This window comes from Streptococcus sp. Marseille-Q5619 (genome assembly GCF_946901205.1).
Classification (GTDB): domain Bacteria; phylum Bacillota; class Bacilli; order Lactobacillales; family Streptococcaceae; genus Streptococcus.
This window is the reverse complement of sequence record NZ_CAMPPO010000002.1, coordinates 526,559-553,059: the sequence shown is the minus strand read 5'-3', so window position 1 is coordinate 553,059 and position 26,501 is coordinate 526,559. Positions and strand designations below refer to the sequence as shown.

Here is a 26,501-nt window from a genome sequence, read left to right as displayed (position 1 = left end):
CAAGGTGAAATGGTTTCATAAATCAAGAAAAACAAACTCTGAATTATTATTTGATATAGTTACCTATGGTTTAGCAATTTTCCTTATCCTGTTAATTGTTTATCCGTTATGGTTTGTAGTGATTGCATCTTTTAGTAATCCTTCAGATGTTGCAAACGGGAAGGTATGGTTTATTCCAAGAGAATGGAAATTAGATGGATATTTACGTCTTATTCAACAACCTTTATTTTTGCGTAGCTATTTAAATACAATTTTATATACTGTTGTTGGTACCTTAGTTGCTTTAGTAGTCAATATTCCAGCTGGTTATGCTTTATCTAGAAAAGAATTAGTTGGTAGAAAGTGGATGAGTATTCTATACATAATCCCTATGTTTGTATCAGGTGGCTTGATTCCTACCTACTTAACAGTAAAGAATGTAGGCTTGATTGATACATTTTGGGTAATGGTAATACCTTTTGCAGTTTCATCATACAATATTATTGTTGCTAGAACTTTCTTTAATAATAGTATTCCAGACGGAATGTGGGAGGCTGCACAAATTGATGGATGTGGTACAATTCGTTATTTTATTAAGATAGTCGTTCCTTTATCAAAAGCTATTATAGCAGTTATTGGACTTTGGACTGCAGTTGGTATTTGGAATTCGTGGTTTAATGCTTTAATTTATTTAACGAATGAAAATTTACAACCATTGCAATTAATTTTACGACGTTTACTAATTAGTAACCAAATGTTACAATCGCAAGCAACAGGAGAAGTGGCATCAGATCTTCGTATCAAGGCAGATATGATGAAATATGCAGCAATTGTTATTTCAACCGCTCCGATTATGTTGTTGTATCCCTTTGTTCAAAAATATTTTAATCAAGGCGTAATGATTGGCGCCTTGAAAGAATAGGAGAAAAACATGAAAAATAAATCATTTACATATTTGTTCTTAGGAACAGTTACACTTGCTGGCTTAACAGCCTGTGCAAATTCCAATAATGCGAATAAGGACGATAAGTCTGGAGAAGATTCTTATAAAATCACAACTGTTCGTTGGTCTGACTGGGGAGAAGATTATCATAAAGGTTTTCTAACAGATTCTGCCAAGGAAGCAGGTATTGATGTTAAATGGGACACACTTGTAGCTGCAGATTGGGCAGATAAGAAATCTGTTTTGGTTGCTAGCGGAGATTTACCAGATGCATTTTTAGGTTCAAATGCTTTTACAGATTCAGAAATTGCTCAGAACCAATCTTTGTTTATTCCATTGGAAGATTTAATCAAGGAAAACATGCCTAATTTAACTAAGGCTATGGAGAAAGAACCTAAGATTAAAGCTATGATTACTTCACCAGATGGTCATATCTACAGCCTGCCTAAAAAATTACCAATGCGTCCTACAGTAGCTAATCAGCTATTTATTAATAAAAAGTGGCTAGATAATTTAGGGTTAAAGGTTCCAGAAACTTATGATGATTTAGTAAAAGTACTACAAGAATTTAAGGATAAAGATGCGAACGGAAATGGAGACGCTTCTGATGAAATTCCATTCGGAGCAGGAAACTTTGATCCAACATTCTCATATATTCTACCGTTCAATAATCGTTTAGGTGCAGATAATACGTATGAAATGTCTGTAAAAGATGGAAAACCAGTCTACCTTCGCACAGAAGAAAGTTATAAACAAGGGATTGCAGCAATGCACGAATCTTATAAAAAAGGTTTGATTGATCCGGAAATCTTTACAGAAGATACCTCTATGAGTGTAGCGAAACGTATGGATAAGGGAGTATCTAGAGTAGGTGTTTCTAGTGGTTGGACAGCAGATGCAACGTTTGGCTTACATTCAAGTGAATATATTGCTCTACCTGCTTTAAAAGGTATGGATGGTAAACAATATGTCTTTTCTGATCCAGATCATTACAACTATGGTCGAAATGAAATTTTGATTACAAATAAGAGCAAAAACCCTGCTAAATTATTGAAATGGTTGGATAAATTATATACAGATGAAGCAAGTATTCAGAATTTCTATGGATCATTTGGAATAGCTACTGAAAAGAATGGTGATAAGCTTAAAGTGTTACCTCCTAAAGATGGTAAATCAGCTGATGAATGGGCATGGATTAATTCACTTCGAGATTTTGGTCCTAAATACGTAAGCGATGATATCAATAGTCGCGTAGAAATCGATCAAACACAAGGTGATGGATTGAAATTGAAGATGGACCAAGATTTGAAACAATTTGCGTTGCCAGCTTACCCTAATGTGATTTATTCACAAGAAGAGCTTAACAAATTATCATCAATCTATGTGAGTATTGAATCTTATGTCAAACAACAAGCATCTAAATGGGTAGTTGAAGGTGGCATAGAAAAAGAATGGGACTCATACAAAGAAACTCTTAAGAATATGGGATTGGACGAATTTATGAAGATTCAACAGGAAGCATATAATCGTTACCAAAAAGAAGTAAAAGAGTAATACTTTATATGAACTCTTGGTTGTATAAACAAGGGACTAGCTAATTACAGGAAGCGAGACTGATAACATCAAATTATCTCGCTTCCTTTATTCTAATTTTTAAAGAAATTTGGAAATGTTTTTTAAATAATTTAGGTAATATTTTTGTGCAACTGACATTCTAAAATATAGAGTTAAGACGATTGATTTTATGGAGAATATATTATGCAAAAATTATTTTCATTAGATGGAAAAGTGGTTAGAATTTTAACTTTTTTGACAGATTTAATTATTTTAAATACTCTATTTATTGTTAGTTGTATTCCAATAGTTACAATTGGGGCATCATTAACTTCTCTTACGACAATGTGGTATCGTATTTTAAAAGGTAAAGATACCGATATTGCTTATCATTATTTTCGGATCTTTAGACGAAATTTTAAACAGTCAACTTTTATTTGGTTGTTTATCCTCCTAATAGAATTACTTTTATATGTGAACTATTGTCTTTGGGGCTATTCAAGTTTATTTTCAGAGTATAGTTTATTGTTAGTGTTGCCCTTTTTATTTGTTATAATACTTTTGATGAGTGTTATTTTTCCCTATATTGGTTTATTTAAAGATAATCTAAAAAATAGTATTGTAAATAGCGTATTAATTTGTATGTTAAATCCAATACAAGCTATCATGTTGGTTTTATTTAATATTTCTGTACTGTATATGAGTTTTAGTAGTCCAGAACGAGTTTTAACAGCTATTTACGTATTTACATTTGGGGGATTTGCTTTTTGCGGATTGATGAATGTAACGATAACAAATAAAATGTTTGATAAGGTAAAGAAATTTACTAAAAGGAGGACAACAAATTGAAAATTTTTAAGGGAGAGTTTTATCGAATTTCTGTATTAACAGACAAGCTAGTAAGGCTAGAATACTCTCAAACTGGAAGTTTTGAGGGTAGGACTACACAACTTATCTATAATAGAGATTTTGGCCAAGTTTCGTTAGATTATATCGAGACACCAAACGTACTAGATATTATGACGGAATATTTTCATTTGCATTTTAATAAAGGAGAATTTAACGCCGAAAATTTATTTATAGAATTAAAAGGAAATTTTGCTGTATATGGTAGTCGCTGGTATTTTGGTGAATCTATTGAAACGTTAAAAGGAACAGCTCGGACTCTGGATGAGGCAGATGGAGCCATCCCATTAGAAGATGGAATTATTAGCCGAAATGGTATAGCCTTATTGGATGATTCTCAAGGATTGATTTGGGATGAACAGTCTGGTTATATTGAGAGAGAAAATCAAATTGACCTGTATTTCTTTGCCTATGGGCATGATTATAGAGGAGCAATCAGAGACTTTTACCATTTGACTGGTTCAACACCCTTGTTGCCAAGATATGCTTTAGGAAATTGGTGGAGTAGGTATTGGCCTTATACGTCGGATGAATACTTGGATTTAATAGACAGATTTGAAACAGAGAAAATTCCATTATCTATCGGTGTTTTAGATATGGATTGGCATATAACTGAAATTCCAGCCCGTTTTGGAAGTGGGTGGACAGGATATAGTTGGAATAGAAACTTAATACCTAATCCAGAACAGTTATTGCAACAACTTCATGATAGAAAGTTAAAACTCTCCTTAAATGTCCATCCTGCTGATGGTATACGGGCTTATGAAGAAGCTTATCCTCGAGTTGCCAAACGATTGGGGTTAAATGTAGAACTAGAAGAACCTGCTATTTTTGATTTTTTTAATCCCTCTTTTAGGGAAGCCTACTTTAAAGATGTTCATTATAAGCTAGAAAAGCAGGGAGTAGATTTTTGGTGGATTGACTGGCAACAAGGGACTCAAGGCATGTTGGATCCACTGTGGCTTTTAAACCATTATCACTATCAGGATAGTTGTAAAAATGAAGAAGGTGGCTTGATTTTATCAAGGTATGCAGGTCCTGGAAGTCACCGATACCCTGTTGGTTTTTCAGGGGACACCATTATTAGTTGGAATTCCTTAAGATTTCAACCTTATTTTACAGCGACAGCATCAAATATCGGTTATAGTTGGTGGAGTCATGATATCGGTGGACACATGTTGGGGGATTATGACGAAGAGTTACAAACTAGATGGCTACAGTTTGGTGTTTTTAGTCCGATTACTCGATTACATAGTTCTAGAAGTCCCTTCAATAGTAAAGAACCTTGGTTTTTTTCAGAAACAACATCTAAGATTATGAAGAAATACCTTCGTTTGAGACATCAGATGATTCCATATCTATATACCATGAATGTAAAGACACATGAGGAAGGTGCCCCTTTAATCAGCCCAATCTATTATTTCTACCCAGAGAATGATGAGAGCTATAATGTTCCAAATCAATACTTTTTTGGAACAGAACTGATGGTGGCTCCCATTGTAGAAAAGATGGATTTGGCATTCCAATCTGCAAAAGTGGATGTATGGTTCCCTGAAGGTGAATGGTATGACTTCTTTTCAGAGAAAAAATATACAGGTGGTGTGAAATTAAGTGTTTATAGGGACATTTCGACTATACCTGTGTTTGCTAAAAGTGGTGCAATCATTCCCTTGGTTGGTTCTGAGATAGATATGGGTGTTGATTTACCTGAAGTTGTAGATTGGTATGTATTCCCAGGCAAACAACATTCTTTTGAAATGATTGAAGATCAAAATGGTCAAAGATATAAAACAAGATTATCGATTGATTGGGAAAAGGGAATGGTAGAGTTAGCATTACAAGGAGATCCTAGTATCGTTCCAAGTAATAGAAGACATAGAATTCATTTTAAAGGAACGAATGTGTCTATAATTGAATGGCCAAATAAGAATGATACAGCTAGATTTGAATGCAAAGAAAATAAAATGCCATCTCTAAATGATGAAGTTTTTAGACTACTAAAGACGGCTTCTCTTCCATATGAATTAAAAGATAGATTGTTAAATCAATTCATCAATGCCAAAAATTCTCATGACTTAATGAATATCTTGCATCATCAGAATAAGGAATTGAGAGGACGTTTGTTGGAAATGATATTTACTAGCCAAAACTAATTGAGAAATTTCGTACACAATTTCTATTATTTAATGTGTAATAGTTTTACATCTCTATGCTTATTGACTTGTATTTTAGTAATTACAAGTTTTGCATAGGGATTTTTTTGTTTACTGAAGAGGAAAGGATAAGATAAGTAAGTTTCAAGTTTTGAAATATTTTTTAAACTAAACAAGAGCAAATTTTTAAAGGTGATTTCTCAAAGTAACTTCCACTTGCCTGACCGAAGTAAAAGTTAGTCTGAAATGGATTTTTATGGTGAAATTAAGTATGAGACGTGTGATTTTTTCAGAAAATTTTCTAAAAAAACAGGATTTGTTTGACATTTGTTTGAAAATTCTGTAAAATGAATTATTACATCGCTAAAGGAGAATATATATGGAAAAACAGAAAACATTTTTTGGACATCCTATGGGCTTGTCCACCCTCTTCTTTACAGAGATGTGGGAACGCTTTTCTTACTATGGGATGCGAGCTATCCTACTTTACTATATGTACTATAGTGTGCAAGATGGTGGGTTGGGGATGGATAAGACCACGGCTGCATCGGTTATGGCGATTTATGGCTCACTGGTATTTTTGTCCTCGGTTGTCGGTGGTTTTGTCAGTGACCGTATTTTAGGAAGCCGTAAGACTGTCTTTTACGGTGGGATTCTGATTATGCTAGGGCATATTGCTTTGGCAACACCTTTTGGACAAGTGGCTCTCTATCTTTCTATTGCCTTGATTATCTTTGGAACTGGATTTTTAAAACCCAATATCTCAGATATGGTGGGGGGAATTTATGAGAAAGAGGATGATAGACGGGATGCAGGTTTTAGTATCTTTGTCTTTGGTATTAACTTAGGTGCCTTCGTTGCCCCTTATTTAGTAGGTTATCTAGGTCAGGAAGTCAATTTCCATCTAGGTTTCTCATTAGCTGCCATTGGGATGTTCTTTGGTCTGGTGAAGTATGTTTTAGATGGGAAGAAATACCTGCCTGAATCAAGTCTTTACCCTACTGATCCACTTTCACAGAAGGACCGGCAGACCTTGATTAAACGCTTGCTGATTACACTTGTCATGGTTATTCTTGTGGTTATAGGTTTAGTCTTTACTCACCAGTTTAACGTGGATATGATTGTTAATATCTTTACAGTAATTGCGGTAATCATTCCAATCTACTATTTCTTTAAAATTTTATCTAGTCAGAAAATAACTGCTACTGAGAGATCCCAAGTATTTGCCTACATTCCTTTATTTATCGCTGGAGTACTCTTCTGGTCTATTGAGGAGCAGGGGTCTGTTGTTCTCGCTCTATTTGCGGATGATCAAACTCGACTTTACTTTAATGTATTTGGAAATCAGCTTCATTTTCCATCTAGCTTTTTCCAAAGTATCAACCCACTTTTCATTATGATTTATGTGCCAATTTTTGCTTGGCTGTGGGGGAAAATGGGTAAAAAGCAACCGTCCTCTTCTAAGAAATTTGCTTACGGTTTATTTGCTGCAGGTTTATCCTTCTTGTGGATGATGTTACCAGGGATGCTCTTTGGGACAGATGTTAAGGTCAGTCCTTTCTGGTTGATTATGAGTTGGGCTATTGTGATTGTGGGGGAAATGTTGATTTCGCCTATTGGTCTATCAGTCACTAATAAGCTAGCACCAAAATCCTTCCAAGCACAAATGATGTCTATCTGGTTCTTGAGTAATGCAGCTGCCCAAGCTATCAATGCTCAAATTGTAAAATTTTATACAAGTGAAACTGAAGTGGCTTACTATGGAATTGTTGGAGGAATTACGATTGTATTCGGTATTATCTTACTCTTCTACGTTCCACGTATTGAAAAACTAATGTCTGGTATCAAATAGAGAAAAACTGGAATTTCTGTAGGGATTCTAAAAGTTAGATCAATTATTTATTCAAAGGATTTAGTTCTGTATTGCATAGAGCTAAGTCTTTTTGTTTGATGAAAATTCATGATGTTTATGATATTCCTAGTAGACATTTATTCATTTTTTCTATTTAATACTCAATGAAAATCAAAGAGCAAACTAGGAAACTAGCCACAGGCTTCTCAAAACACTGTTTTGAGTTTGTAGATGAAACTGACGAAGTCAGTAACCATACATATGGCAAGGCGACGTTGACGCGGTTTGAAGAGATTTTCGAAGAGTATAAGTCAAAGCTAATCAAAAAATCTCACTATTCATTAGGTTAAAGGAGACCTAATCAAAGTGAGATTGTAAAATTATAGTAGATTTTGTATTGCCTCTTCAATTTGTTTTGGGTCTGTTTTTGAAGAGAAGCGTTCAAAGACCTGCCCATCACGACCGATGAGGAACTTAGCGAAATTCCATTCGATTCGTTTTCCTAGTGGTCCAGATTTCTGGTCTTTCAACCAAACATAGAGGGGATCTGCCTCCTTACCGTTGACCTTGATCTTGGCAAAACGTGGGAAAGTGGTTTGATAATGTAGGCTACAGAAGGCGTTGATTTCCTCTGCGCTGCCTGGTGCTTGTCCCATAAACTGATTGCAAGGGAAGTCTAAAATCTCAAAACCTTGTTCTTGATAGCGATCATAGAGTTCTTGGAGTCCTTGGTACTGGGGCGTTAAACCACATCCAGTAGCAGTGTTGACAATCAAGAGTACCTTACCACGATAGGCATCTAGTGAGATTTCTTGATGGTCTTGGTTCAAGACTGAAAAATCGTATAGTGAAGTCATTGATTGCTTTTCTCCTTCTGTTTGGTATTTTTAGGAGTCTTCTCCTCTTGTAGTGATAGAAATCCGTAGGTCAGGGTTCCAAAAATGCTTCCGATAATCAGGCCATACATCAGGAAAGGAACACTTTTATCGAATTGCATGAGCAACTTCCCAAAATCTGAAAGAGACATCTGCTGAACGAAGACTTTATGAAAGATGAGTAAGGTAAAGAGGCCAATCTGAAGACCGATAAACACAATCCAGCTTCGGAATTTGATTTGGGCTTTGCTGTAGGTTTTGAGGATGATTTCTGACTTGTCATCTTTTTCCAGATGGAGTTCTTTGACGGCTCTTTGGGTTTTTAAAGTAATGAAAAAAATGAGTCCAGAGTAAATGTAGGGCATGGCATAGCGAACCACATCTATGAAGCGTCCAAAGAACAGATAAAACAAGAAGAGAAAGAAGGAAGAATAAACGATTTGGACCATAGAACGGGCACAAGCCTTGTAGATAATCTCTTGTCGGCATTCATCAAAAGGACCTTGGATGTGAAAGAGATTTCGAAGTAGGCGAGTGGTGAAGTCTTCTTTTTTCATGCTGATAACCTCCTAAATGAGTGGTTTTACTGACTTTCTTTTACGAATTGATAGAGATAATAAAGATAAGTGATAGAAGAAAGGATAGCGATAGTCAGCAGTAAATAATAGTTCCAATTGCCTGAGACGAGCATCAGTTGTGGAAAAGATAGAATTATAAAGTATAGTGCTAAGTTGAGTGTGCGCGTTTTTGGGGAGTTAATCTTTAGATAAGTCAGTCCTTTATTAAGTCCTGGAAAAAAGACTAGCACGAGGAATATCTCTCTGATTGGCAAGTCCCCTGAAACGATGATGAAGATGAGCAGAGAACTGAACAAAAGATGATAGGTAAGTAAAGTTAGTAATGATTTCATAGGGCACCTCTTAATCCTGGTCTTTTTTAGCTCTTGTAATACGAAGTGAGTCGACAATATGTATCATCACTCCGAAAAAGAAAGCTCCCAGTATAGTTTTAAAAATATGTTTTGTATTTAGAAGAGAAGTGATAAAATTTGGATTTTCACTTGTTAGGGTATCAATGAGTGGAATTATAAAAAATATCACTGTTCCATAAATCGAACCTGCTTTCAGACCAGGATAACGTAACTGTTTCTTTTCTTTTTTCATAGTTTCCTCCTAATCCTCATCCGGATCTTTCTTAGTTTTTGCAATGCGACGGGAGATGAGAATCTGTATAACCACTCCAAAGAAGACAGACTGGAGGATACTTGAAAAAATATTTTTAAAAGCGAGAAGTGACTGAAGATAGTCCTGACTCTCACCTAGCAGTATATGGAGAAGAGGGGTTGTAAAAAAACTCATTAATCCATAGACTATCCCAGCTTTCAGACCTGGGTAATGTAGTTGCTTACTTTCTTTCTCACTTAGCATATCTGGTTCAATAGTTGTAATCCCTGTTTTTTGCATTTGGTAGGTGAGATATCCAGCAACGATGAGGGCAATCACTAAAATCAGAGGAGGATAGATTAGAGCCACTAGTTGAGGATATTTATAGGCCAGAAGGAGTGGAATAAGATTTCCGAAAATCATCAGATAAAAGAGGATGATAAAGACTTGGTTACCGATACGATCGGCCTCGCGCCGTTTGTATTCGTCAAGGGGATCAGAAATGCCGTATGTGCGTTTGATCAGTTTTTCAGTAAAGGTTTCTTTTTTCATGAGTTGGCTCCTTTTTTAAAAATCTTCCTCCCAAAAGAGACTGTTGAGGTCAGTTTGGAGGCTGCGGGCGAGATTGAGACAGAGTTCCAGCGTTGGATTGTACTTGTCGTTTTCAATCATATTGATGGTCTGTCTCGAGACACCGATATCCTTGGCGAGTTCGAGCTGGGAAATACCCAATTCCTTGCGAAATTCTTTCACACGATTCATCTGGTCTCCTTTCTGAAGTGTGTCGTATATATTTGACTATATTATATTCTTCTATAGAACGAATGTCAAGCATATTTGACATATTTCTTAAAGAAATCTTACTTGTTTTTGGCCTATTTGTCTGACTAGTGCAAGCTGGTCGGATTTGTGGTAAAATAGATAAGATATGACAAAAGAATTTCATCATGTAACGGTCTTACTCCACGAAACGATTGATATGCTTGACGTAAAGCCCGACGGTATCTACGTTGATGCGACTTTGGGTGGAGCAGGCCATAGCGAATATTTATTAAGTAAATTAAGTGAAAAAGGACATCTCTATGCCTTTGACCAGGACCAGAATGCCATTGACAATGCGCAAAAACGCTTGGCACCCTACATTGAAAAGGGGATGGTGACCTTTATCAAGGACAACTTCCGTCATTTACAGGCACGTTTGCGCGAAGCTGGTGTTCAGGAAATTGATGGAATTTGTTATGACTTAGGAGTGTCTAGTCCTCAATTGGATCAGCGTGAGCGTGGTTTTTCTTATAAAAAGGATGCGCCACTAGACATGCGCATGAATCAGGATGCTAGTCTGACAGCCTATGAAGTGGTGAACCACTATGACTATCATGACTTGGTTCGTATTTTCTTCAAGTATGGCGAGGATAAATTCTCTAAACAGATCGCTCGTAAGATTGAACAAGCTCGGGAAGTCAAGCCGATTGAGACAACGACTGAGTTAGCAGAGATTATCAAGTCGGCCAAACCTGCCAAGGAACTCAAGAAGAAGGGCCATCCTGCTAAGCAGATTTTCCAGGCTATTCGAATTGAAGTCAATGATGAACTGGGAGCGGCAGATGAGTCCATCCAGCAGGCTATGGAGATGTTGGCTCTAGATGGTAGAATCTCAGTGATTACTTTCCATTCCTTGGAAGACCGCTTGACCAAGCAATTGTTCAAGGAAGCTTCAACAGTGGAAGTTCCAAAAGGTTTGCCTTTCATCCCAGATGATCTTAAGCCCAAGATGGAATTGGTATCCCGTAAGCCAATCTTGCCAAGTGCAGAGGAGTTAGAAGCCAATAACCGCTCGCACTCAGCTAAGTTGCGCGTGGCCAGAAAAATTCACAAGTAAGAGGAAAAAATGGTAGATAAGAAAGAAACAACCAGTCAATTCTTGCAGAATCGTATAAAAAAATTCTCACGTGTGGAGAAGGCTTTTTATCTTTCCATCGCTTTTACGGCTCTCGTTTTAGCAGTGAGTATCATCTTTATGCAGACACGACTCTTGCAAGTGCAAAGTGATTTAACAAAAATCAATGCGCAGATAGAGGAAAAGAAGACAGAGCTGGATGATGCTAAGCAGGAAGTGAATGAATTGATTCGTTCCGAGCGCTTGAAAGAAATTGCAGATAAAAAAGATTTGAAATTGAATAATGAAAATATCCGAACAGCGGAGTAAGATATGAAATGGACAGAAAAAATAACCCGATTTGCGATAAAAAATCGTAAATCTCCAGCAAAAAACCGTAGGATAGTTGGCAAGTATCTCAGCTTTTTAGCTGTTGCCCTTTTCGGCCTCTTTTTGGCCAATTTTGCTGTTATTATCGGGAGTGGTAGTAAATTTGGAACGGATCTAGTCAAAGAGGCCAAGAAAGTTCACCAAATAACCCGTACAGTCCCTGCCAAACGTGGGACTATTTATGACCGAAATGGAGTCCCGATTGCTGAGGACGCAACCTCCTATAATGTCTATGCTGTTATTGATAAAAAATACAAATCAGCAACTGGTAAAATTCTTTATGTAGAAGATGCCCAGTTTAATAAGGTAGCAGAGGTTTTCCATAAGTATCTGGACATGGAAGAATCCTATGTAAGAGAGCAACTCTCGCAACCTAATCTCAAGCAAGTTTCCTTTGGTTCGAAGGGCAATGGGATTACATATGCCAATATGATGGCTATTAAAAAAGATTTGAAAGATGCTAGTGTGGAAGGGATTGACTTTACAACTAGCCCTAACAGAAGCTATCCAAATGGACAATTCGCTTCTAGTTTTATTGGTTTGGCCCAACTCCATGAAAATGAGGATGGTAGCAAGAGTTTGCTGGGAACTTCTGGGATGGAGAGTTCCTTGAACAGTATTCTTGCAGGGAAAGACGGTATTATTACCTATGAAAAAGATCGTCTGGGTAATATTGTCCCTGGAACAGAACAAGTTTCCCAACAAACGGTAGATGGCAAGGATGTTTATACAACATTGTCTAGTCCGCTACAATCTTTCATGGAAACTCAGATGGATGCCTTTCTAGAAAAAGTAAAAGGTAAGTATATGACCGCGACCTTGGTCAGTGCAAAGACCGGTGAAATCCTCGCTACCACCCAACGACCTACCTTTAATGCAGATACTAAAGAAGGAATCACTGAGGACTTTGTTTGGCGTGATATTCTTTATCAAAGTAACTATGAACCAGGATCAGCCATGAAGGTTATGACGTTAGCTTCTTCTATTGATAATAATACCTTCCCAAGTGGAGAATACTTCAATAGCAGTGAATTCAAAATAGCGGATGCGACGACTCGAGATTGGGATGTTAATGAAGGTTTGACTACTGGTGGGATGATGACTTTCTTACAAGGTTTCGCTCACTCCAGTAATGTTGGAATGAGTCTACTTGAACAAAAAATGGGAGATGCTACTTGGTTGGATTATCTAAAACGCTTTAAATTTGGGGTTCCAACTCGCTTTGGCTTGACAGATGAATACGCTGGTCAACTTCCAGCTGATAATATTGTTAGTATTGCTCAAAGCTCATTTGGGCAAGGAATTTCAGTGACACAAACACAAATGCTTCGTGCCTTTACAGCTATTGCTAATGATGGAGTTATGCTGGAGCCAAAATTTATAAGTGCTATTTATGATACTAACAATCAGTCTGTACGTAAGTCACAAAAAGAAATAGTAGGAAATCCTGTTTCCAAAGAGGCAGCAAGCACAACTCGAAATCACATGATCTTAGTTGGGACGGACCCTCTATATGGAACTATGTATAATCACTACACAGGAAAGCCAATTATAACAGTTCCTGGACAAAATGTAGCAGTTAAATCCGGTACGGCTCAAATCGCTGATGAGAAAAATGGAGGATACTTGGTTGGTTCTACCAATTATATTTTCTCAGCTGTGACTATGAATCCTGCTGAAAATCCTGATTTTATCTTGTATGTAACGGTTCAACAGCCTGAGCATTATTCAGGTATCCAGTTGGGAGAATTTGCCACCCCAATCTTGGAGCGGGCTTCAGCTATGAAAGAATCTCTCAATCTTCAATCTCCAGCCAAAAATTTAGATAAAGTTACGACAGAATCTTCTTATGCAATGCCTAGCATCAAGGATATTTCACCTGGTGAGTTGGCGGAAGCCTTACGCCGAAATATTGTGCAACCAATCGTTGTAGGTACTGGAACAAAGATTAAAGAGACTTCTGTAGAAGAAGGGACCAATCTTGCACCAAACCAACAAGTTCTCCTTTTATCGGATAAGGTAGAAGAAATTCCAGACATGTATGGCTGGAAAAAAGAGACTGCCGAGACCTTTGCTAAATGGTTGGATATTGAACTGGAATTTGAAGGTTCAGGTTCCGTTGTTCAGAAGCAAGATGTTCGGACTAATACAGCTATCAAAAACATTAAAAAAATTAAATTAACTTTAGGAGACTAATATGTTTATTTCTATTAGTGCTGGAATTGTGACATTTTTACTAACTTTAGTAGGAATTCCGGCCTTTATCCAATTTTATAGAAAGGCGCAAATTACAGGCCAGCAGATGCATGAGGATGTTAAACAGCACCAGGCAAAAGCTGGGACTCCTACAATGGGGGGACTTGTTTTCCTCATTGCTGCAGTTGTGGTGAGTTTCCTCGTCGCTCTTTTTTCGAAACAATTGACCAATAATGTTGGTATGATTTTGTTTATTTTGGTCTTGTATGGCTTGGTTGGTTTTTTAGATGACTTTCTCAAGGTCTTCCGAAAGATCAATGAGGGGCTAAACCCCAAACAGAAATTGGCTCTTCAGCTGCTAGGTGGCGTCATTTTCTACCTTTTTTATGAGCGTGGGGGCGATATGCTCTCTGTCTTTGGCTACCAAGTGCATTTAGGGATTTTCTATATTATCTTCGCTCTTTTCTGGCTAGTTGGTTTTTCAAACGCAGTCAACTTGACAGATGGTATTGACGGTCTAGCTAGTATTTCCGTTGTGATTAGCTTGTCAGCTTATGGAGTTATTGCCTATGTGCAAGGTCAGATGGATATTCTTATGGTGATTCTGGCCATGATTGGTGGTTTACTCGGTTTCTTTGTCTTTAACCATAAGCCTGCCAAGGTCTTTATGGGGGATGTGGGAAGTTTGGCTCTCGGTGGAATGTTGGCAGCTATCTCTATGGCCCTCCACCAAGAATGGACTCTCTTGATTATCGGAATTGTTTATGTTTTTGAAACAACTTCGGTTATGATGCAAGTAAGTTATTTCAAAATGACTGGTGGCAAACGTATTTTTCGTATGACGCCTGTGCATCACCATTTTGAGCTTGGAGGATTGTCTGGTAAAGGAAATCCTTGGAGCGAGTGGAAGGTTGACTTCTTCTTTTGGGGAGTGGGACTTCTAGCAAGTCTCCTGACGCTAGCAATTTTGTATTTGATGTAAGAATGGCACCCTGATGTTTCAGGGTGTTTTTGCATTCTAAAAAATATTGGTCAATTAAAGTCAAATACCTTGACCTTTTCTGACTAATGTAGTATATTATGAACGTAAGGTAAATGAAAGCCTTACTCGAACGCTTATACTCAATAAAAATCAAAGAGCAAACTAGGAAGCTAGCTGCAGGTTGCTCAAAATACTGTTTTGAGGTTGCAGATAGAGTTGACGTGGTTTGAAGAGATTTTCGAAGAGTATTCTTTAAAGTAAAATAGAAAGAGGTGTGTCTATGTTTAATCTAGAAATCTTCAGAAGTAAAGATAGTCTACTCCTGCTTGAAAAAGAAAAACCAGAAATAGTACCTAGAGTAGCCATTTAGCTAGTCTAAATTTTTTAAAACAAAGGTCAAAGATAGTCAATATCGGTAATCATAACTAAGTAAACAAAAAGAGGTAAAGAATATGAACAACAACTTTAATAAATTTAACAACATGGATGATTTATTTAACCAATTGATGGGTGGCATGCGAGGATATAGTTCTGAAAATCGTCGTTACTTGATTAATGGACGTGAAGTGACACCTGAGGAATTCGCTCACTATCGTGCAACTGGTCAATTGCCAGGAAATGTAGAAATCGATGGAGAAATGCAACAACAGGCTTCAGGTATGAAACAAGACGGTGTTCTTGCTAAACTAGGTCGAAACTTGACAGCGGAAGCTCGTGAGGGCAAGTTGGATCCTGTTATCGGACGAAATAAGGAAATTCAAGAAACATCTGAAATCCTTTCACGCCGTACCAAAAATAATCCTGTACTTGTTGGAGATGCAGGTGTTGGTAAGACAGCTGTTGTCGAAGGCCTAGCGCAAGCCATTGTGAATGGCGATGTTCCAGCTGCTATCAAGAACAAGGAAATTATTTCCATTGACATCTCAGGTCTTGAGGCTGGTACTCAATATCGTGGTAGTTTTGAAGAAAACGTTCAAAACTTAGTCAATGAAGTGAAAGAAGCAGGGAATATTATCCTCTTCTTTGATGAAATTCACCAAATTCTCGGTGCTGGTAGCACTGGTGGAGACAGTGGTTCTAAAGGACTTGCGGATATTCTCAAGCCAGCTCTTTCTCGTGGTGAATTGACAGTGATTGGGGCAACAACTCAAGACGAATACCGTAACACCATTTTGAAGAATGCCGCTCTTGCTCGTCGTTTCAACGAAGTCAAGGTAAATGCTCCTTCAGCAGAGGATACATATAAAATTCTTCAAGGAATTCGTGACCTCTATCAACAACACCATAATGTCATCTTGCCAGACGAAGTTTTGAAAGCAGCAGTGGATTATTCTGTCCAATACATTCCACAACGTAGCTTGCCAGATAAGGCTATTGACCTTGTCGATGTAACGGCTGCTCACTTGGCGGCTCAACATCCAGTAACAGATGTGCATGCTGTTGAACGTGAAATTGAGGCAGAAAAAGACAAGCAAGAAAAAGCAGTTGAGGCAGAAGATTTTGAAGCAGCCCTAAACTATAAAACACGTATCGCAGAATTGGAAAAGAAAATCGAAAACCACACAGAAGATATGAAAGTGACTGCAAGTGTCAACGATGTGGCTGAATCTGTAGAACGAATGACGGGTATCCCAGTTTCACAAATGGGAGCATCAGACATCGAACGTTTGAAAGATATGGCTCATCGCTTGGAACACAAGGTGATCGGTCAAGACAAGGCAGTTGAAGCAGTGGCTCGTGCTATCCGTCGTAACCGTGCTGGTTTCGATGAAGGCAATCGCCCAATCGGTAGTTTCCTCTTTGTAGGACCAACTGGGGTCGGTAAGACAGAGCTTGCTAAGCAATTGGCGCTGGATATGTTTGGGACCAAGGATGCAATCATCCGTTTGGATATGTCTGAATACAGTGACCGCACAGCCGTATCTAAGCTAATCGGTACAACAGCCGGATATGTAGGATATGATGACAATAGCAATACCTTGACAGAACGTGTTCGTCGTAATCCATACTCTATCATTCTCTTGGACGAAATTGAAAAGGCTGATCCTCAAGTGATCACTCTTCTCCTCCAAGTCTTGGATGATGGTCGTTTGACAGATGGTCAAGGAAATACAGTGAACTTCAAGAATACGGTGATTATCGCAACTTCAAACGCAGGCTTTGGTTACGAAGCTAACTTGACAGAAGATGCTGATAAACCAGAATTGATGGATCGTTTGAAACCTTACTTCCGTCCAGAATTCCTTAACCGTTTCAATGCTGTCATCGAATTCTCACACTTGAGCAAAGAAGATCTTTCTAAGATTGTAGACCGTATGTTGGTTGAAGTTAACAAGACGCTTTCTAAGAAAGACATTGACTTGGCAGTGAGCGAAGCTGCTAAAGAATACATGACTGAGGAAGGCTACGATGAAGTCATGGGTGTTCGTCCACTCCGTCGTGTGGTTGAACAACAAATCCGTGACAAAGTCACAGACTTCCACTTGGATCACCTAGATGCTAAACACCTAGAAGCTGACATGGAAGATGGTGTTTTGGTCATTCGTGAAAAAGCCTAAGACAAAATTTTGAGAATAAAAAGAAGAGACTGGATAAAAGATTTTGGATTTTATACTCAATAAAAACAAAATAAGAACTAGAGAGTGACTCCATTATAGAAATTTCAACTTTCGATAATATTGATAAATCCAGTAACAAATCTGAGGTGAGATATTGTCTATGTAGATTGATATTTGAATTTAGAAGAGTATTTGGAATTCTTTGTTATGAATTCTGAGAATAAATAGATGAAACAAAAAAGCGAATAAAACAGAACTCTGATTTTCAGAAAACTAGTTTATTCGTTTTTTTATTTACTATTATCTATCTTGGCTTAATTCGAGTATTTCCATCACCTTATGAACAATCATCTTATGCTGTGGGTGTTTCTGAATCTTCAATAACAGTTCCATCATCTCTGTATCTTGTGGGACAGAATGTAGAATAACTCCCATAGCTTTAACCTCTGTGATAAGTCTCGCTATTTATCTTATGGGTTAAGGGGATATATTTTTATTTACTTTAGTTAAAAATAATTTAAAAAAGATTAACAAAAGTATATTTATTTGTGGTATAATTAGGGTAGTGTTTAACAATATTTTAAACATAAATATAAAACAGGAGGCTTTTTATGAATAAAAAGAAAATATTGGGAGTTATATTATTGTCTATTCTTTTTGTGTTGGCTGGTTGTAGCAAGAAAGAATTAAGTAAAATCGAAATGATTGAGGGAAGCTATAATACAGATTTAGGACTTATAACCATAGATAAAGATAAAAAACTAGTTGGTTTTGAGGGGTTTGGTTATATATATTTCAAAGAAGACGCTGACAAATTTGATAAAAGTAAGCTGGAGTATTATTTCGTAAACAATGCTGATAAAAATGAATTAAAAGAAAATGAAGCTATTGTTGCTATTGGTATTGAAGATAAATCTATTTACAAGATACAATGGACAGCTAGTGATAAAACTAAAAAAGTTGACTCTATAACTATTACTATGACTTATACATTAAACAAGAGTCATAGAAAATCACTATATAAAGAGTATTCAGGAGTTAGAATACAAAATAAATAATGTTAGTACAGTTAGGAAAAGCTAAGAGGTTATTAAAATTTCTTTTAGTAATCACATTTCTTATTTTGCTGTCAGGATGTAGAAGTTCTCTAAACCGTATTGAAATTGGAGATGAAATCTATTTTTGGACTGTAGAACAGAATTTAGATACTGAAGAATTTGAATCTGTTAAGGTTACAGGGATAGTCTCACAGGTAGTTGAATATGAAGATTATTATATAGTGAGACTACAAGGAGATATAAGACCTTACCAGATAGATAAAGACAAATTTCACTGATAAAAGGTAAAGTATGAATAAAGGAAAAATTTTAAAGATAACTGAGAACACAGTGTACATAGGTTATGAAGATGGAAGTTTAAAGGAAATTCCTATTGAATCTTGTGACTTTGAGCCTAAAATGGGTGATTATGTAGAGGTTTATGGTGATATTGCTATAAAGGTTGAAGTAAGTAATGAAAGTACCCCAGTTAAAAAATCAGAGGCTAAAGAAATATCATTAGTTAGCAAGATAAACCTGATTTTATTTGTAGTTTTGGCTATGATAATCCTAAGTGCTGCTTTCTATGTGGGAGAAAGCATGTTGAAAGCTACAGCAATATTGTTTTTTGTAGTTTCGGTATTGATGATAGTATTAAATCTTATATTTATTATTATTTCATCTATTAAGAAGAGTGAAGTTAATAAAGAAAGTTCTATCAAGTATTTTATTGTAGGTATTTTAACTGTTATTTTATCCATTGCTTTTGCTCAGTATGTAAATAATACCCCTTCAAATTCAAAGAAGACTACATCACAGAGCACTTCTAAGTCCTCCACGTCGTCATCTAAGAATAGTTCTAGCTCTTCATCATCTTCAAAGGCAAGTAGCTCTACTACACCTTCCTCATCTAAAGAGAGTAGCTCTAGTTCATCTTCCTCAGTACCATCAAAACCTAAGATTACTGTAGACAATGATAAAGCAAATTATGGTGAAGTGGATTATAATAGTTGGAATCATGATGAAGTAGCCGTAAATACTAAAGTAAGAGTATATGGGAAAGTTTTACAAGCTATGGAAGATAGGAAAGCCTATACTCTTCGTGTAGCTATAAATGATGACTATGATAAAATTATCTTAGTTTCTATTCCTTCGGAGTACAATAATAGAGTTATAGCTGAAGATGACCATATAACATTGTACGGACTAGCACAAGGAAGACAAAGTTATGAAACGGTCTTTAAAGCTACAAAAACACTGCCTTATATGGTGGCTTACATGTATGACAATTAGGAGAAGTTATGAATACTTATAAAGTTATTAAAATCGAAGAAACTCTAATCTATTTAGGTAAAGATGATGGAACTTTGCTAAAAGTTGAACACACTTCTTTTAATTTTGTACCACAACTAGGGGATATAGTAGAGGTATATCAATCTGAAGGAACCTATATTATAACTAAAAAGTCTAGTGAAGTTCACACAGAAAAGAAAGAAGAAGAAAAAGGATTTCTGACAGTTAGCAATATTAAGATTTATGCATGGCTTGGAGTTTTTGCTATATTGATATGGCACCCTGTTTTTGCTGTTATCCCCTCAGTAATGTATCGACTTCTAAAAGAAAAAGGAGAGAAAGATAGTGCTACTTTGATATTAGGAGCAACAATATTTGCGACAATCTTAGCAATAATCGTTAGAGTACTTCTAACGCTCTGATAATAGGTAACACGTTTTTTAAGGTAATAGATAAGCACTGGATACTCAGATTCAGTGCTTTCTTTTTTCTTTTTGTTTTTTAATCGACTTCTTCAACAAAGAAAAACATTCTAAAATTACAACCTATACCTCATTCCTTATCTGAATAACGTAACCGTCTACGATTAGATAGATTTAGTATAAATTACACTTTAGGTGCTTTTTAATTTATCACTAGCTATCTTGGCTTAATTCAAGTATTTCTATTACCTTATGAACAATCATCTTATGCTGTGGATGTTTCTGAATCTTCAATAACAGTTCCATCATCTCTGTATCTTGCACCACAGAATAAGGTAAGAAAAAATCACTCAACGGAACTTCCAAGGCATCAACAATCTTCACAAAAGTTTCCAAAGAGATATTTCTGTGGTTATTCTCTATCTGACTGATATAAGGAACACTTAGATTTGTTCTTTCTGCTAGTTCTTGCTGTGTAATCTTCTTTGAAACTCGTAAGTCTCGTATCTGATTACTTATAGTTTCTAATATATCATCCATTCCTTCACCCTCTATGTTAAATCTACTATCTATCTTATAGATTAAACAATCAGGTTTACATTCTCTATGATTTAATATTTGTCAAAAATATATTCTATTGTTAAAGTTTGTGTGATATAATTATAACTGTTAGGAAATATTTCTTTTATTTCATTAAATAAAGTTAAACATCAGGAGGATATATATGCTTAAAAAGCTTAAGGAATTAAGCAAAGAACAAAAGATTATAGGTAGTATTGTACTATTGCTTATCCTCATTTTGTTCTTCACACTATTAACTAGCGGTAGCACTAAACACTCACAAGTTCAAACTAAGGCTAATGATTCCGTCAAACAGTCTTCACAAGTTAAACAGTCTAGTTCTTCTTCCTCTACTTCATCATCCAGTAGTGAAACTAGCTCTAAAATAGAGAAATGGTCTCCAACTGGACATATAGCTGTAGACGCTTATCTAAATACACCACAAATTAAAATCATACTACGAGCCAAAGCAGTGAGAGAGATAGCACACAAACTCTCTAACACAGATAAACTCTACGAAGTTGAAGCTGAGGTAATTGGGATTGAAGAAAAAGATGAATACCGTGAGTACAACATAACAGGTAAGAAGCTTCTGATCCGTACACCTGAATCACTAGCTGTGAAAATAAATGAACTTATGGTCTATACAGGAAACACAGTATCTATAGAGAAATATGATTCAATTGGTAAAGGCTCGTTAGCAATCAGTGAAGTAAGAAAAACAGAGAAAGCACAAGAAGAGGAAAAAGCAAGTATCGAAGCCTCCAAATCAAAAGAGGAGGAAAAGAAAGCATCTTCACGAGAAAAAGAGCAAGAACAAGCTTCATCTCACACTACAACTACTCCTACACAATCGTCTACGCCTGCTACACAATCAAATTTAAGACCGTTCAAAAACTGTAAGGAAGCACGCAAAGCAGGACGTGTAAACATACCTGCTAGTGACCCACAATACGGTCCATGGTTAGATAGAGACAAAGACGGATACGGATGTGATGAATAGTAAAAAAGTTCTTATTCTACTGTCACTACTACTTATTATAATTGTCACATTCACAGCATGCTTAACCACTCAGCCACAAACAGACTACCAGATAGCTGTAAATAGACTTCAAAAGATAAGTTTAGAGGCTGTAGAACAGAAAATACAACATCAAGAAAGCTTTTACCTATACACAGGGAGAGAAAGTTGTCCATACTGTCAAGAATTTGCTCCAAAGCTAGCAAAAGCAGTAGATGAAACCAAGATAACTGTGTATTACTTGGATAGTGAGCATATAGATAAGACAAGTTGGAATAACTTTAAAACAACCGTAGGATTCAAAACAATACCCAATCTCACTTACTTCACAAATGGTACAGTATATGACAGATTACCGAATGCAAGTCAAGCTAATGTTGAAGGGATTGAATTATTTGTAAGTAAGTACAAATATCTAAGGCAAAAATGAGAAGCGATGGACATATAGATTTTAGTGTGAGATCAGGACCTACAGGATATGGTATGAGTGTTTATCCAATTGGCATTACTATAAAATGGGTTGATTCTGATTTAATCAAAAATAGAATCATAGCTGGACAAAGTGCTCCGAATAGCTCCGAACAGGTATTTTACAAAATAGATTAAATCAAAATTAACTTTGATTGAAAATAATGGCATAAAAGAGGATTAGATGAAGTGGTTTAGATTTGTTTAGTTCCTATTTAGAAAATCTTCCTATAATAAAACGCATAATATCAAGATTTTTTAACACTTGATACTATGCGTTTTTCTGGTTTTAAAGCCTTTTTTCCAGCATCTTTTTTACGTTTAAATCACATGGCGTTCAAAGGCATCATCTGAAATCCCTTGTTCAAGGATGAGTTTTGCCCATTCTTTAGCAGAAAAGAGGCTGTGATCCTTGTAGTTTCCGCAAGATTCGATGGTTGTTCCAGGGACATCTTCCCAAGTAGTAGTCTCAGCGATTTCCTTGAGCGAATCCTTGATAACAGCCGCAATTTCAGCGCTGGTATGACGCCCCCACATAATCATGTGGAAGCCTGTGCGACAACCAAATGGTGAACAGTCAATCATACCGTCAATGCGGGTACGGATGAGTTTTGCTAAGAGGTGCTCGATAGTGTGAAGGCCAGCGGTAGGGATTGAGTCTTCGTTTGGTTGCACCAAGCGAATATCATAATTGGAGATGATGTCTCCTTTTGGTCCTGTTTCTTCCCCAATCAAGCGGACATAAGGTGCTTTAACAATAGTGTGGTCAAGTTCAAAACTTTCAACAATAACTTCTTTTGACATGGTAAATCCTTTCAGTTTTCTAATTTCATTATAACACAAAGCTGGCTCCTGAGGCAGAGAGAAAACCTCTCCGAGAGTGGAGAGGTTGAAATATTTATTTACGATACAAGCGGTCGTATTGGTAGTAAGGGTCAAAGGTTACGTTGATACCCAGTTTACGAAGGACATTCTTGTCTTCATCAGTCAAGATGATAGTTGAGTGGGCTTCGCTTCCTTTGAGGTTGCCAAGTTCTTCCATAGCACGAGCAGCATCAGGATTTTCTGTAGCTGTGATAGCAAGTGCAATCAAAATTTCATTTGAATGCAGGCGTGGATTGCGACTACCGAGATGATCGATTTTAAGACCTTGGATCGGTTTGACAACTTCAGGTTCGATTAGTTTTACTTCTTTAGCGATGTCAGCTGATTTCTTGATAGCGTTGATCAAGGCAGCTGCTGTAGGGCCAAAGAGTTCTGAGTTCTTACCTGTGACGATTTCCCCAGTTGGCAATTCAAGGGCTAGGGCTGGTCCGCCAGTTTCTTCTGCTTTTTGGCGTGCAGCAACAGCAACCTTACGGTCTGCAGGTGTGATACTAAGGTCGTTCATAAGCAACTCAATTTTCTTGACAGCAGATTCGCCAACTTTTTCGGCTTTGAAATCAAGAACAGTCTGATAGTAGCGACGAATGATTTCTTGTTTAGAAGCTTCGACAGCAGCCTCATTGTCTGTAATAGCAAAACCAACCATGTTGACACCCATATCTGTTGGAGAAGCATATGGAGATTCACCAAGGATACGTTCCAACATGCGTTTGAGCACTGGGAAAATTTCAATATCACGGTTGTAGTTGACAGTGGTTTCTCCGTAGGTTTGGAGATGGAAGGGGTCAATCATGTTGACATCATCAAGGTCTGCTGTGGCAGCCTCGTAGGCCAAGTTGACTGGGTGATGAAGGGGCAGGTTCCAGACTGGGAAGGTTTCAAATTTAGCGTAGCCAGACTTGATGCCATTGATTTGGTCGTGGTACATATTGGACATACAGGTTGCCAATTTTCCAGAACCAGGTCCAGGAGCAGTTACAACAATCAAGTTTCGACTGGTTTTGATGTAGTCGTTCTTCCCCATACCTTCTGGAGAAATGATGTGATCCATATCTGTCGGATATCCCTTGATTGGATAATGAAGATAAGAATCAATTCCGTTTTTCTCAAGTTGGTTGCGGAAGGCATCTGCAGCGGGTTGGCCAGCGTACTGTGTAATGACCACTGAGCCAACAAAAATTCTCAATTCATTGAATTTATCAATCAAACGAAGAACTTCTTGGTCATAAGAAATGCCTAAGTCACCACGTGCTTTAGAATGTTCGATATTGCTAGCATTAATGGCAATCACAACCTCAACCTGCTCTTTCAATTCTTGCAAGAGCTTGATTTTGTTGTCAGGCTCATAACCAGGAAGAACACGAGCAGCGTGGAAATCTTCTAACATTTTGCCACCAAACTCCAAGTAGAGTTTTCCGTCAAATTGGTTAATGCGCTCCAAAATGTGGTCGCGTTGTAGATTCAAATATTGTTCAGAACTAAAAGCTTGTTTTTTCATTTTTTTACCTCTGACCTCTATTATAATAAAAAATTGGAAGTTAGGAAACTATGGAGTCAAAAAAGAAATTAAAAAGATTAGGCAAACGCTTGCACAAAATTCTAAAAAGCGCTATCATAGACTATAGATTATTAAAATAATGAGGTAAGAAGATGCAAGAAAAATGGTGGCACAATGCCGTAGTCTATCAAGTTTATCCTAAGAGCTTTATGGATAGCAACGGAGATGGAATTGGCGATTTGCCAGGAATTACCAGTAAGTTAGACTATCTAGCCAAGTTAGGAATCACAGCGATCTGGCTTTCTCCCGTTTATGACAGCCCTATGGATGATAATGGCTACGATATTGCTGATTATCAAGCGATTGCAGCTATTTTCGGAACCATGGAGGATATGGACCAACTAATCGAGGAAGCTAAGAAGCGTGATATTCGTATCATCATGGACTTGGTGGTTAATCATACCTCAGATGAACATGCATGGTTTGTCGAGGCCTGTGAAAATCCTGACAGCCCTGAGCGAGACTACTATGTCTGGCGGGATGAACCCAACGACCTAGATTCTATCTTTAGCGGATCTGCTTGGGAATACGATGAAAAGTCAGGTCAATACTATCTCCACTTTTTCAGTAAGAAACAGCCTGATCTCAATTGGGAAAATGAAAAACTTCGCCAGAAAATTTATGAGATGATGAACTTCTGGATTGATAAAGGCATTGGCGGTTTCCGTATGGATGTTATTGACATGATTGGGAAAATTCCTGACGAGAAAGTAGTCAATAATGGTCCGATGCTCCATCCCTATCTTAAGGAGATGAATCAAGCGACCTTTGGAGATAAGAATCTCTTAACAGTAGGGGAAACATGGGGAGCAACGCCAGAGATTGCCAAGCTCTACTCTGATCCAAAGGGGCAAGAATTGTCTATGGTTTTCCAGTTCGAACACATCGGTCTTCAGTATCAGGAAGGTCAGCCTAAATGGCACTATCAAAAAGAGCTGAATATTGCTAAGTTAAAAGAGATTTTCAACAAATGGCAGACAGAATTAGGAGTTGAGGAAGGCTGGAATTCGCTCTTCTGGAACAATCATGACCTTCCTCGTATCGTCTCAATCTGGGGAAATGACCAGGAATACCGCGAAAAATCTGCCAAAACCTTTGCAATCTTGCTTCATCTCATGAGAGGAACTCCTTATATCTACCAAGGTGAGGAGATTGGGATGACCAACTATCCGTTTGAAACACTGGACCAAGTAGAAGATATTGAATCCCTCAACTATGCGCGTGAGGCTCTTGAAAAAGGCGTTCCGATGGAAGAAATCATGGACAGCATCCGTGTCATTGGTCGCGACAATGCTCGTACTCCAATGCAATGGGATGAAAGCCAAAACGCTGGTTTCTCAACAGGTCAACCTTGGTTGGCAGTTAATCCAAACTATCAGGTAATCAACGTTCAAGAAGCGCTGGCAAATCCAGATTCTATTTTCTATACCTATCAGAAGTTGGTTCAAATCCGTAAGGCGAACAGCTGGCTGATTCGAGCTGATTTTGAATTGCTTGAAACGGCTGACAAGGTCTTTGCCTATATTCGTAAAGATGGAGACCGTCGTTTCTTAGTTGTGGCTAACTTGTCCAATGAAGAGCAAGACCTGGCAGTAGAAGGAAAAGTCAAATCTGTCTTGATTGAAAACACCATGGCTCAAGAAGCATTTGAAAAACAGATCTTAGCTCCATGGGATGCTTTCTGTGTGGAATTACTATAAATATTTTTTACAGAAAAATTTAAAATTGAAATCGTATAAAAACAAGGGAGGACTGTATGAAAGACAGAAATCCTTTGTTTTTTTATGACTAAAGTTTATAAACTTTCATTCTCAAAATTTAATTAACTT

27 protein-coding genes are annotated in these 26,501 nt (G+C 37.2%); 17 read left to right on the top strand and 10 right to left on the bottom strand.

Annotated elements, in window-relative coordinates; translation table 11 throughout:
* Nucleotides 1-4: 4 nt before the first annotated feature.
* The 6 genes from OC530_RS03715 (at nt 5) to OC530_RS03690 (ending at nt 7,737) form a co-directional block, all read left to right on the top strand.
* A complete protein-coding gene (locus OC530_RS03715) occupies nt 5-901 on the top strand; it encodes a carbohydrate ABC transporter permease (RefSeq protein WP_000870790.1) in 897 nt (298 codons plus the stop codon).
* A gap of 9 nt (nt 902-910) precedes the next feature.
* On the top strand, nt 911-2,476 hold the full coding sequence (locus tag OC530_RS03710; RefSeq protein ID WP_262079604.1) for an extracellular solute-binding protein: 1,566 nt from the start codon (nt 911-913) through the stop codon (nt 2,474-2,476).
* 204 nt (nt 2,477-2,680) lie between these two features.
* The gene (locus OC530_RS03705; protein ID WP_262079602.1) at nt 2,681-3,325 is read left to right on the top strand and encodes a YesL family protein; all 645 of its coding nucleotides are present in this window, start codon (nt 2,681-2,683) and stop codon (nt 3,323-3,325) included.
* Entirely contained in the window at nt 3,322-5,535 is a 2,214-nt protein-coding gene (locus tag OC530_RS03700) for a TIM-barrel domain-containing protein (RefSeq protein ID WP_262079600.1), read from the top strand. Before OC530_RS03705 ends, OC530_RS03700 begins: the two co-directional genes overlap by 4 nt.
* Before the next feature lie 379 nt (nt 5,536-5,914).
* Nucleotides 5,915-7,387 carry a peptide MFS transporter gene (locus OC530_RS03695; protein WP_262079599.1) on the top strand — a complete coding sequence of 491 codons (1,473 nt, stop codon included), beginning with the start codon at nt 5,915-5,917 and terminating at the stop codon, nt 7,385-7,387.
* Between the two features lie 164 nt (nt 7,388-7,551).
* On the top strand, nt 7,552-7,737 hold the full coding sequence (locus OC530_RS03690) for a hypothetical protein (protein WP_262079597.1): 186 nt from the start codon (nt 7,552-7,554) through the stop codon (nt 7,735-7,737).
* Nucleotides 7,738-7,767: 30 nt separating this feature from the next.
* Here OC530_RS03690 and OC530_RS03685 read toward each other — a convergent pair whose 3' ends face one another.
* The 6 genes from OC530_RS03685 to OC530_RS03660 are packed head-to-tail and all read right to left on the bottom strand — an operon-like array spanning nt 7,768 to nt 10,187.
* Complete coding sequence (locus tag OC530_RS03685; protein WP_262079595.1) at nt 7,768-8,244, bottom strand: glutathione peroxidase; 477 nt, start codon at nt 8,242-8,244, stop codon at nt 7,768-7,770.
* On the bottom strand, nt 8,241-8,819 hold the full coding sequence (locus OC530_RS03680; protein WP_262079593.1) for a DUF3278 domain-containing protein: 579 nt from the start codon (nt 8,817-8,819) through the stop codon (nt 8,241-8,243). Before OC530_RS03680 ends, OC530_RS03685 begins: the two co-directional genes overlap by 4 nt.
* 26 nt (nt 8,820-8,845) lie before the next feature.
* Nucleotides 8,846-9,172, bottom strand: coding sequence for a hypothetical protein (locus OC530_RS03675; RefSeq protein ID WP_262079591.1), 327 nt, complete (start codon nt 9,170-9,172; stop codon nt 8,846-8,848).
* Between the two features lie 10 nt (nt 9,173-9,182).
* Nucleotides 9,183-9,425 (bottom strand): hypothetical protein, encoded by a 243-nt coding sequence (locus tag OC530_RS03670; RefSeq protein WP_262079589.1) that lies wholly within the window; start codon nt 9,423-9,425, stop codon nt 9,183-9,185.
* 9 nt (nt 9,426-9,434) lie between these two features.
* Nucleotides 9,435-9,977: a DUF3278 domain-containing protein gene (locus tag OC530_RS03665; protein WP_262079587.1), complete on the bottom strand. Its 543-nt coding sequence runs from the start codon at nt 9,975-9,977 to the stop codon at nt 9,435-9,437.
* Between the two features lie 15 nt (nt 9,978-9,992).
* Nucleotides 9,993-10,187, bottom strand: a complete 195-nt coding sequence (locus OC530_RS03660) for a helix-turn-helix transcriptional regulator (RefSeq protein WP_001082472.1) — start codon at nt 10,185-10,187, stop codon at nt 9,993-9,995.
* Between the two features lie 166 nt (nt 10,188-10,353).
* Between OC530_RS03660 and rsmH the strand changes: the two genes are divergently transcribed.
* The 5 genes from rsmH to OC530_RS03635 all read left to right on the top strand — a co-directional run bounded on the left by rsmH (nt 10,354) and on the right by OC530_RS03635 (nt 17,427).
* Nucleotides 10,354-11,304 carry a 16S rRNA (cytosine(1402)-N(4))-methyltransferase RsmH gene (rsmH, locus tag OC530_RS03655; RefSeq protein WP_000159402.1) on the top strand — a complete coding sequence of 317 codons (951 nt, stop codon included), beginning with the start codon at nt 10,354-10,356 and terminating at the stop codon, nt 11,302-11,304.
* A 9-nt stretch (nt 11,305-11,313) separates the two neighbouring features.
* Nucleotides 11,314-11,631: a cell division protein FtsL gene (ftsL, locus tag OC530_RS03650; RefSeq protein ID WP_000227824.1), complete on the top strand. Its 318-nt coding sequence runs from the start codon at nt 11,314-11,316 to the stop codon at nt 11,629-11,631.
* A gap of 3 nt (nt 11,632-11,634) precedes the next feature.
* Nucleotides 11,635-13,887, top strand: coding sequence for a penicillin-binding protein PBP2X (gene pbp2X / locus OC530_RS03645; protein WP_262079580.1), 2,253 nt, complete (start codon nt 11,635-11,637; stop codon nt 13,885-13,887).
* 1 nt (nt 13,888) lies between these two features.
* Nucleotides 13,889-14,869 (top strand): phospho-N-acetylmuramoyl-pentapeptide-transferase, encoded by a 981-nt coding sequence (gene mraY, locus OC530_RS03640; RefSeq protein ID WP_049513567.1) that lies wholly within the window; start codon nt 13,889-13,891, stop codon nt 14,867-14,869.
* Nucleotides 14,870-15,321: 452 nt separating this feature from the next.
* Nucleotides 15,322-17,427 carry an ATP-dependent Clp protease ATP-binding subunit gene (locus OC530_RS03635; protein ID WP_262079577.1) on the top strand — a complete coding sequence of 702 codons (2,106 nt, stop codon included), beginning with the start codon at nt 15,322-15,324 and terminating at the stop codon, nt 17,425-17,427.
* Nucleotides 17,428-17,727: 300 nt separating this feature from the next.
* Here OC530_RS03635 and OC530_RS03630 read toward each other — a convergent pair whose 3' ends face one another.
* A complete protein-coding gene (locus tag OC530_RS03630; protein WP_262079575.1) occupies nt 17,728-17,862 on the bottom strand; it encodes a hypothetical protein in 135 nt (44 codons plus the stop codon).
* A gap of 176 nt (nt 17,863-18,038) precedes the next feature.
* Between OC530_RS03630 and OC530_RS03625 the strand changes: the two genes are divergently transcribed.
* The 3 genes from OC530_RS03625 to OC530_RS03615 all read left to right on the top strand — a co-directional run bounded on the left by OC530_RS03625 (nt 18,039) and on the right by OC530_RS03615 (nt 20,179).
* Nucleotides 18,039-18,485 (top strand): hypothetical protein, encoded by a 447-nt coding sequence (locus tag OC530_RS03625; protein ID WP_001035221.1) that lies wholly within the window; start codon nt 18,039-18,041, stop codon nt 18,483-18,485.
* 291 nt (nt 18,486-18,776) lie between these two features.
* On the top strand, nt 18,777-19,757 hold the full coding sequence (locus tag OC530_RS03620; RefSeq protein WP_262079572.1) for a hypothetical protein: 981 nt from the start codon (nt 18,777-18,779) through the stop codon (nt 19,755-19,757).
* An 8-nt stretch (nt 19,758-19,765) separates the two neighbouring features.
* Entirely contained in the window at nt 19,766-20,179 is a 414-nt protein-coding gene (locus OC530_RS03615; protein ID WP_262079570.1) for a hypothetical protein, read from the top strand.
* Between the two features lie 213 nt (nt 20,180-20,392).
* On the opposite strand, the gene OC530_RS03610 is transcribed toward OC530_RS03615, so the two are convergent.
* Nucleotides 20,393-20,719 carry a helix-turn-helix transcriptional regulator gene (locus tag OC530_RS03610; RefSeq protein ID WP_262079568.1) on the bottom strand — a complete coding sequence of 109 codons (327 nt, stop codon included), beginning with the start codon at nt 20,717-20,719 and terminating at the stop codon, nt 20,393-20,395.
* 184 nt (nt 20,720-20,903) lie between these two features.
* On the opposite strand from OC530_RS03610, the gene OC530_RS03605 reads away from it, so the two are divergent.
* Together OC530_RS03605 and OC530_RS03600 are read left to right on the top strand one after the other, a co-directional pair.
* Entirely contained in the window at nt 20,904-21,743 is an 840-nt protein-coding gene (locus OC530_RS03605) for an excalibur calcium-binding domain-containing protein (protein WP_262079566.1), read from the top strand.
* The gene (locus tag OC530_RS03600; RefSeq protein ID WP_262079565.1) at nt 21,736-22,191 is read left to right on the top strand and encodes a thioredoxin family protein; all 456 of its coding nucleotides are present in this window, start codon (nt 21,736-21,738) and stop codon (nt 22,189-22,191) included. The genes OC530_RS03605 and OC530_RS03600 overlap by 8 nt, the downstream gene beginning before the upstream one ends.
* Before the next feature lie 359 nt (nt 22,192-22,550).
* On the opposite strand, the gene OC530_RS03595 is transcribed toward OC530_RS03600, so the two are convergent.
* Both OC530_RS03595 and OC530_RS03590 read right to left on the bottom strand, forming a co-directional pair.
* Nucleotides 22,551-23,033 carry an S-ribosylhomocysteine lyase gene (locus OC530_RS03595; RefSeq protein WP_000032547.1) on the bottom strand — a complete coding sequence of 161 codons (483 nt, stop codon included), beginning with the start codon at nt 23,031-23,033 and terminating at the stop codon, nt 22,551-22,553.
* A gap of 94 nt (nt 23,034-23,127) precedes the next feature.
* Complete coding sequence (locus OC530_RS03590) at nt 23,128-24,612, bottom strand: DUF1846 domain-containing protein (RefSeq protein WP_262079563.1); 1,485 nt, start codon at nt 24,610-24,612, stop codon at nt 23,128-23,130.
* Between the two features lie 152 nt (nt 24,613-24,764).
* On the opposite strand from OC530_RS03590, the gene OC530_RS03585 reads away from it, so the two are divergent.
* Nucleotides 24,765-26,372: an alpha-glucosidase gene (locus tag OC530_RS03585; protein ID WP_262079561.1), complete on the top strand. Its 1,608-nt coding sequence runs from the start codon at nt 24,765-24,767 to the stop codon at nt 26,370-26,372.
* The last annotated feature ends 129 nt before the right edge of the window (nt 26,373-26,501 follow it).